Source organism: Paracoccus sp. (in: a-proteobacteria), assembly GCF_030538695.1.
In the GTDB taxonomy this organism is placed as follows: Bacteria; Pseudomonadota; Alphaproteobacteria; order Rhodobacterales; family Rhodobacteraceae; genus Paracoccus.
Window position 1 is genome coordinate 38,961 of sequence record NZ_JAUNTN010000026.1, and the last position, 6,716, is coordinate 45,676.

Sequence of the window (6,716 nt, forward strand, 5' to 3'; positions counted from 1 at the left end):
TGCCTTTCGCTTTCGCTGCCAAGTCGCGCCTGACATAGCGCGGCGCGGGGGGCGGCGAAAGACCGTTCGCGCAAACGGTCGGCTATGTTCCGCAAAAGGTCCGGGTGACGGCCTGATCCGGCGCAGGGGGCTGGTCTAGATGGTCCCATTCCGGGCGCTCGGTGAATGGATCGGACAGTGCCGCCTGCATCTGATGGAACGGGGTCATATTGCCGGCGGTGGCAGCCTGAATGAGGGTTTCGATCTGGTGATTGCGCGGGATGCGGCGCGGATTGGCGCGGGCCATCAGCGCGGTGTCGGGGTTATGGCTGCGCCATTCCGTTGCCCATGCCGACAGCGCGGGGGGTGGGCTGGTCAGATTGGCAAATGTTGTGGTGAAATCCATCCGCGCTGCTGCCATCAGATCCAGCAGGCGTTGTCCCAGATCCGCCCCCGCAGGCGAGGGTGGCAGGCCCAGCTTGGCGCAAATCCGGGCCTGCCATTCCTGTGCATAGATTTGCGGAAAGGCATGGACGGCCTCGGTCACCTGCGCGATGGCGCAGTCCTGGTCGCCCATCAGCGGAATCAGGCAACTGGCGAATTGCGCAAGGTTCCAGACCGCCACATGCGGCTGTTCGGCCCAGGCATAGCGGCCCCAGCGATCTATCGAGGAAAATACCGTATCAGGATGAAAACCATCCATAAAAGCGCAGGGGCCATAGTCGATGGTCTGACCCGAAATGGTCATGTTGTCGGTGTTCATCACCCCATGCACAAAGCCGAGCGCCATCCATTGTGCAATCGTTGCGGCCTGCGCGGCGACGGTTGCGTGCAGCAGGCCAAGCGCGTCACCTGCACCGGGATAGTGGCGGGTTATGCAATGTTCGGTCAGGGCGGCCAGCGCCTCAACATCGCCGCGCACGGCGAAATACTGGAAGGTGCCGATGCGAATATGGCTGGCGGCCACGCGGGTCAGGATGGCACCGGGAAGGGCCGTCTCGCGCTGGACCCGCGCCCCGGTCAGCACGGCGGCAAGTGCGCGGGTGGTCGGCACGCCAAGCCGGGCCATATATTCGCTGATCAGATATTCGCGCAGCACCGGGCCAAGCCATGCACGACCGTCACCATTGCGCGAAAACGGCGTCTGGCCCGAACCTTTCAACTGGATGTCGAACCGGCCTGCGGGGCAGGTCACTTCGCCAATCAGCAACGCCCGCCCGTCGCCAAGCTGCGGGGTGAAACCGCCGAACTGGTGGCCCGCGTAGGCTTGCGCGATCCCCGCCGCCCCCGGCGGCAGGGCGTTGCCAGCCAGCATCGCCAGCCCTTTCGGTCCGCGCAACCAGTCTGGGTCCAGCCCCAGTTCGGCCGCAAGTGCGGTGTTCAGCGCCAGCAATTGTGGTGCTGGCACCGGGTTTGGCGCGACGCGGGCATAGGCGCGTTGGGGCAGGTTCAGATAGGAATTATCGAAACGGATCATCGCGGGCTTTCGGCTGCTTACCCCCTTGATCTAGGGACGATGCGGCAAAGAAAAAGGGCCGGATCGCTCCGGCCCCCGTAAAGCGGTGTTTCGGGCTGTGATTACCGGGCTGCGTCGGAACGGGTCAGGCCCATGCCGTGCAGCACACCGGCCAGACCGGCACCGATCAGCGGTGCAACGATGAACAGCCAGACCTGCGACAGTGCGTGAGTGCCGGCGAACAGCGCCGGTGCCAGCGAGCGGGCCGGGTTGACCGAGGTGCCGTCAACATGGATGCCAACAAGGTGGATACCCGCCAACGTCAGGCCGATGGCCAGACCGGCAAAACCCGCCGGGGAATCGCTTTGGGTCGCGCCAAGGATCACCGTCACGAAGATGAAGGTCGCCACGATCTCGAAGATCAGCGCGGACATCATGCTGTATTCGCCCTGATAACCCGGACCCCAGCCGTTCTGCCCAAGCCCGTTCGCGGCCACGCTGTAATCGGCCTTGCCCGAAGCAATCGCCCAGACCGCCAGAATGGCAAGGATGGCCCCGGCCACCTGCGCGATGACATAGGTGATGAAGTCGCTGTTGCTCATCCGGCCAGAGACCAGAAACCCGAACGATACGGCCGGGTTCAGATGCGCGCCGGAAATGGTGCCGATGCCATAGGCGGCGGCGACGATGGACAGGCCAAAGGCCATGGCAATGCCATGCAGGCCGATCTCGGCCCCCATCAGAACTGCCGAGCCGCAGCCGAAAAAGACCAGAATAAAGGTGCCGACAACTTCGGCGATTGCTTTCTTGGACATGGTTCGCTCCTGTGAACCGTTTGTTTCATGGGGCCGCTTTAGCGCTATCTTAACAATAATCAAGAGAAAAGCCGCATGGTTAGCGGCTTTGTGCTGATTGTAACGCCACGGCGTTTAATGGCTGCTGGTTGATGAAAACAGGTTAATCACCACCACGCCGCCGATAATCAGCGCAATGCCGATCAGACCGGGCAGGTCGATCATCTGGCGAAAGAACAGCCAGCCGATCAGGGCCACAAAAATGATTCCAAGTCCCGACCAGATCGCATAGGCGATGCCAAGCGGCATGAACCTCAGCGCGTGCGACAGCAGGTAAAACGACAGCCCATAACCAAGCACCATCAGCAGCGTGGGCAGGAGCTTGGTGAATTGCGCCGATCTTTGCAGCATACTGGTGGCAAAGATTTCAAAAATGATGGCGGCAAGCAGGAAACCATAGGCAGCGATGGGCATGGGGGACTCCGGTTGTTCTTGGGGTTGCGGATACCGGGGCCGGGTGTTTCTGTCACCATCACGTTAGCGTGAACGGGCGGCCTTGAATGGCGCGGCTGGCTGGCGTATCGCGGGGAAAGCTGAAGGGGCGCGCCATGAAATTTCTTGATCTTGCCAAAGTCTATATCCGCTCGGGCGGGGGCGGCGCGGGCTGCGTCAGCTTCCGGCGGGAAAAGTTTATCGAATACGGCGGCCCAGATGGCGGCGATGGCGGGCGCGGCGGCGATGTCGTGGCCGAGGCGGTCGAGGGGCTGAACACGCTAATTGATTTCCGCTATCAGCAGCATTTCTTTGCCAAATCCGGCCAGCATGGCATGGGCAGCCAGCGCACCGGGGCGTCTGGTGACGACATCGTGCTGAAAGTGCCTGTCGGCACCGAGATTCTGGACGAGGATCAGGAAACCGTGATTGCCGACCTGACCGAACCGGGACAGCGGGTGATGCTGGCGCGCGGCGGCAATGGTGGTTTCGGGAACCTGCATTTCAAATCTTCGACCAACCGCGCGCCGCGCAATGCCAACCCCGGCCAGCCCGGTGTGGAACGCACGATCTGGCTGCGGCTGAAACTGATTGCCGATGCCGGGCTGGTCGGCCTCCCCAATGCGGGGAAATCGACGCTGCTTTCGGCGGTGTCCAATGCACGACCCAAGGTGGCGGATTACCCGTTCACCACGCTGCACCCCAATCTTGGCGTGGTTGGTGTGGACGGGCGCGAATTCGTGATGGCCGATATTCCGGGCCTGATCGAAGGCGCATCCGAAGGCCGCGGCCTTGGCGATCAGTTTCTGGCGCATGTCGAACGCTGCCATGTCCTGCTGCATCTGATCGACGGCACGGCGTTGGACCCGTTGCAGGATGCCCGCATCATCCTGACCGAGCTGGAAAAATATTCCCCGGTCCTGTTCGCGAAGCCGCGCATCACCGCACTGAACAAGATCGATGCCATGGACGAGGAAATGCGCGGTCTGCTGAAAGCGCAGCTTGAGGAAGGTTTGGGCTGTGATGTGCGGCTGGTCTCAGGTGTGGCAGGCGAAGGCGTGATGGCCTTGATGCGGGCGCTCTGGTCGGAAATCGCCGCCTCACGCAAGGGGCCGGCGGATGAGCCAGAGGCCGGGGGCTGGCACCCGTGACCGGCCCCCGGATTCAGGAGGCCCGGCGGCTGGTGGTCAAAATTGGCTCGGCGCTTCTGGTCGGGCCAGAGGGGTTGCGGCGCGAATGGCTGCACGGGCTGATCGACGATGTGGCCGACTGGCACCGGCAAGGGGTCGAGGTGGTTCTGGTATCGTCCGGGTCCATCGCACTTGGCCGTAAGTTGCTGGAACTGCCGGCCGGGCCGCTGACGTTGGAGCAAAGCCAGGCGGCGGCGGCCGTCGGGCAAATCCGGCTGGCGCGGCACTATGAGGAGGCGCTGGCCCCGCATGGCATCCGCGCGGGGCAAGTGCTGCTAACGCTGGAGGACAGCCAGAACCGGCGCCGTTATCTGAACGCGCGGGCGACCTTGCGCAGCCTGCTGGCGATGGGGGTGGTGCCGATCGTCAACGAAAACGACACCGTGGCCACTGACGAGATCCGCTTTGGCGACAACGACCGGCTGGCCGCGCAAATCGCGGTGACGGTCGAGGCCGATCAACTGGTGCTGCTGTCCGATGTGGATGGGCTTTACACCGCCAATCCGAAAACCGATGCATCGGCGCGGCATCTGCCGGTGGTGGCCGAAATCACCTCTGACATCGAGGCGATGGGCGGCGATCCGGTCTCGGGCCTGTCGAAAGGCGGAATGAAAACCAAGCTGATGGCGGCGCGCACGGCGATCAATGGCGGCTGTGCGATGGTGATTGCGGAAGGCTCGGTTCTGCGGCCGCTGTCCACGATTCGGGACGGGGCGCGGGTGACGTGGTTCCTGCCCAAAGCCGACCCGCAACTGGCCCGCAAGAACTGGATCACCGCGATGAAGCCGCAGGGGGTTCTGATGGTTGACACCGGTGCGGCGCAGGCTCTGGCAGGGGGCAATTCGCTGTTGCCGGTTGGGGTGCGTGCTGTTCAGGGCAGCTTCCAGCGCGGTGATGCGGTCGAGATTCAGGACGGCTCCGGCCATGCCATCGGGCACGGGCTGGTGCGCTATGCCAGCGATGAGGCCGCCCGGATCGCCGGCCATCGCAGCGAGGAGATCGAGGCGATCCTCGGTTATGCCGGGCGCGGTCCGATGGTCCATCGTGACGACATGGGGTCGTAAAGGGGCGTGGGGTTACAGGGGGCTGGCTCCACATCACATCTGGAAATTCCCCCCCCGAGATATTTAAGTAAAGAAGAAAGCGGGCTCTTCTTTATAAAAATATCCAACGGCTGTTACTGGACAGTTGAACTTATGATTTATGGGGATAGCCAGTGTAGCCGGCGATTAGGCATTTGAGCCAACAAAACAAGGGCTTTCAGCGCAGTGCGATGAGGCATGTCCGGGGTGTATCGGGAAGGGAGAAGTCTGCCATAATTACAGGTGGTTTTGAGCTTTTGGCGCAGCATTATAAGTGCGGAGAAGTCTGCCAGTTTTTCCGCCCTTCAAATTGCATTTGGGCGGTTTGCGCCGCCCCAACAAATCACCAGCCGAAACCCCAATACGCCAGGCTGAGGGTGATGAGTGATGAGTGATGATAGGGCGATGTCGGCCATAGCCAATGCCACTGTGTGCTTGACTTTAACATCCTGTCCAGCCCGCGCGGCACAGACCCAGCGTTCGGCCTGCGTGCAACCGCATTCAGCGGCAATGACGATCTGGGCTTTTGCCTCATGTTCGAAACCTGCGTGTGGCGAGATATCAAGGTACGGTCCAAGTTATGCGATCTGTGCATCAGGCCTCATGAATTTCTGTCATTGCAGGCCGAAGGCGAAAGCAACGGGAACCGCAACCAAGCCGACGTGGTGGTGATCAACGAAGCTCCGATCTCTTCCCTGCTGCATCATGGGGCGGTCGAGATCAAAGAGCTTTGCGACGTGACCCAGCATAGCATGGGCGACTGGTTGCTGGGCTTTTATCAGGTGGTGCAAGGCGACTTGACCCTCAATGTGCTCGACGAGGCCGGGTTCACGCCGGACATATGCGCCGAGTTGATCAAAGCCGAAAGCGATCTCAAGCCGCAGGTCGATGTGACGCTCGACATGGACGATGAGCAGAGCCTAAAGGTCGCGCAGGACTATGATTGTCATTGGTGGAAGTATGAGAAAGCGTCTGGCGGTGGTCGTGTGATTGCCTAGAGGCCCGGTCCCTGAACCGAATCTGCGTCTCGAAGGACAAGAAGAAGCTGCTGACCAATTGGGTCTCCATCATCAGCGCGATCACAGTCGATGATGATGGCTGGATGAAGGTGCAGACGGTCTTCATGTCCGCGACCATGGACCGGGCTATGATCGAGCAGTTCTTCCATATCGATGAATGGGTCGAGATCGACGTGCAAAATCACAGTAACTCAGTTGTTCGGCGGGCCGATACACCTAGCTCGAAAGCGGAGCTGCTCTATGGAACTGGCAACCGAGAAGAAGAATACGGCGAAACAAATGTGTCGAAGAAGGCAGTTACCGAAAAGCTCCGCGCTGATGTTGCCGGATCGTGGGCGACGAGAACTTGTTCACCTTCAAAGGCGTTGCGGAGTTAGACGACATGGTAACGGGTTGGTTCAGCTGCGCGAAAGGTGTCGCTGAATGGTGCGGACAGGATGCGTTCATTCTAGGGCGTCCGCTGCCGATGCCGTATGTGGTCGAGTACATTGCCCGCGCGATCTGGCAGAACGGTGAGCCGGTCGGCAGCATTGGTGCATGGTATCCGAAGAAGAAGATTGCCTATGTCGGGGGGAGAGGCATGGCGTGGGCGGAACGCCATCCTGATCCACGCTGCGAGGGTGTGCGTTGATCGAGCTGTGAGGAAGCCATTGACCTGCCCCCCTTTGTTCCCTCGTTTATAACGAGAGTCTGCGGGTTTTATT

General features: G+C 61.1%; 8 protein-coding genes. 5 read left to right on the top strand and 3 right to left on the bottom strand.

What is annotated here, in order from left to right:
• Positions 1-82: 82 nt before the first annotated feature.
• The 3 genes from Q4G24_RS14150 to Q4G24_RS14160 form a co-directional block, all read right to left on the bottom strand.
• Entirely contained in the window at positions 83-1,456 is a 1,374-nt protein-coding gene (locus Q4G24_RS14150) for a YdiU family protein (protein WP_303367187.1), read from the bottom strand.
• Positions 1,457-1,557: 101 nt separating this feature from the next.
• Complete coding sequence (gene aqpZ / locus Q4G24_RS14155; RefSeq protein ID WP_303367188.1) at positions 1,558-2,250, bottom strand: aquaporin Z; 693 nt, start codon at positions 2,248-2,250, stop codon at positions 1,558-1,560.
• A 114-nt stretch (positions 2,251-2,364) separates the two neighbouring features.
• Positions 2,365-2,703, bottom strand: coding sequence for a multidrug efflux SMR transporter (locus Q4G24_RS14160; RefSeq protein ID WP_303367189.1), 339 nt, complete (start codon positions 2,701-2,703; stop codon positions 2,365-2,367).
• Positions 2,704-2,837: 134 nt separating this feature from the next.
• Between Q4G24_RS14160 and obgE the strand changes: the two genes are divergently transcribed.
• The 5 genes from obgE to Q4G24_RS14185 all read left to right on the top strand — a co-directional run bounded on the left by obgE (position 2,838) and on the right by Q4G24_RS14185 (position 6,643).
• Positions 2,838-3,872 carry a GTPase ObgE gene (gene obgE, locus Q4G24_RS14165; RefSeq protein WP_303367190.1) on the top strand — a complete coding sequence of 345 codons (1,035 nt, stop codon included), beginning with the start codon at positions 2,838-2,840 and terminating at the stop codon, positions 3,870-3,872.
• Entirely contained in the window at positions 3,869-4,975 is a 1,107-nt protein-coding gene (proB, locus tag Q4G24_RS14170) for a glutamate 5-kinase (RefSeq protein WP_303367191.1), read from the top strand. Before obgE ends, proB begins: the two co-directional genes overlap by 4 nt.
• Before the next feature lie 449 nt (positions 4,976-5,424).
• The gene (locus Q4G24_RS14175; protein ID WP_303367192.1) at positions 5,425-5,991 is read left to right on the top strand and encodes a hypothetical protein; all 567 of its coding nucleotides are present in this window, start codon (positions 5,425-5,427) and stop codon (positions 5,989-5,991) included.
• A gap of 104 nt (positions 5,992-6,095) precedes the next feature.
• Positions 6,096-6,389, top strand: coding sequence for a hypothetical protein (locus Q4G24_RS14180; protein ID WP_303367193.1), 294 nt, complete (start codon positions 6,096-6,098; stop codon positions 6,387-6,389).
• Complete coding sequence (locus tag Q4G24_RS14185; protein ID WP_303367194.1) at positions 6,344-6,643, top strand: hypothetical protein; 300 nt, start codon at positions 6,344-6,346, stop codon at positions 6,641-6,643. The genes Q4G24_RS14180 and Q4G24_RS14185 overlap by 46 nt, the downstream gene beginning before the upstream one ends.
• Positions 6,644-6,716 lie beyond the last annotated feature (73 nt).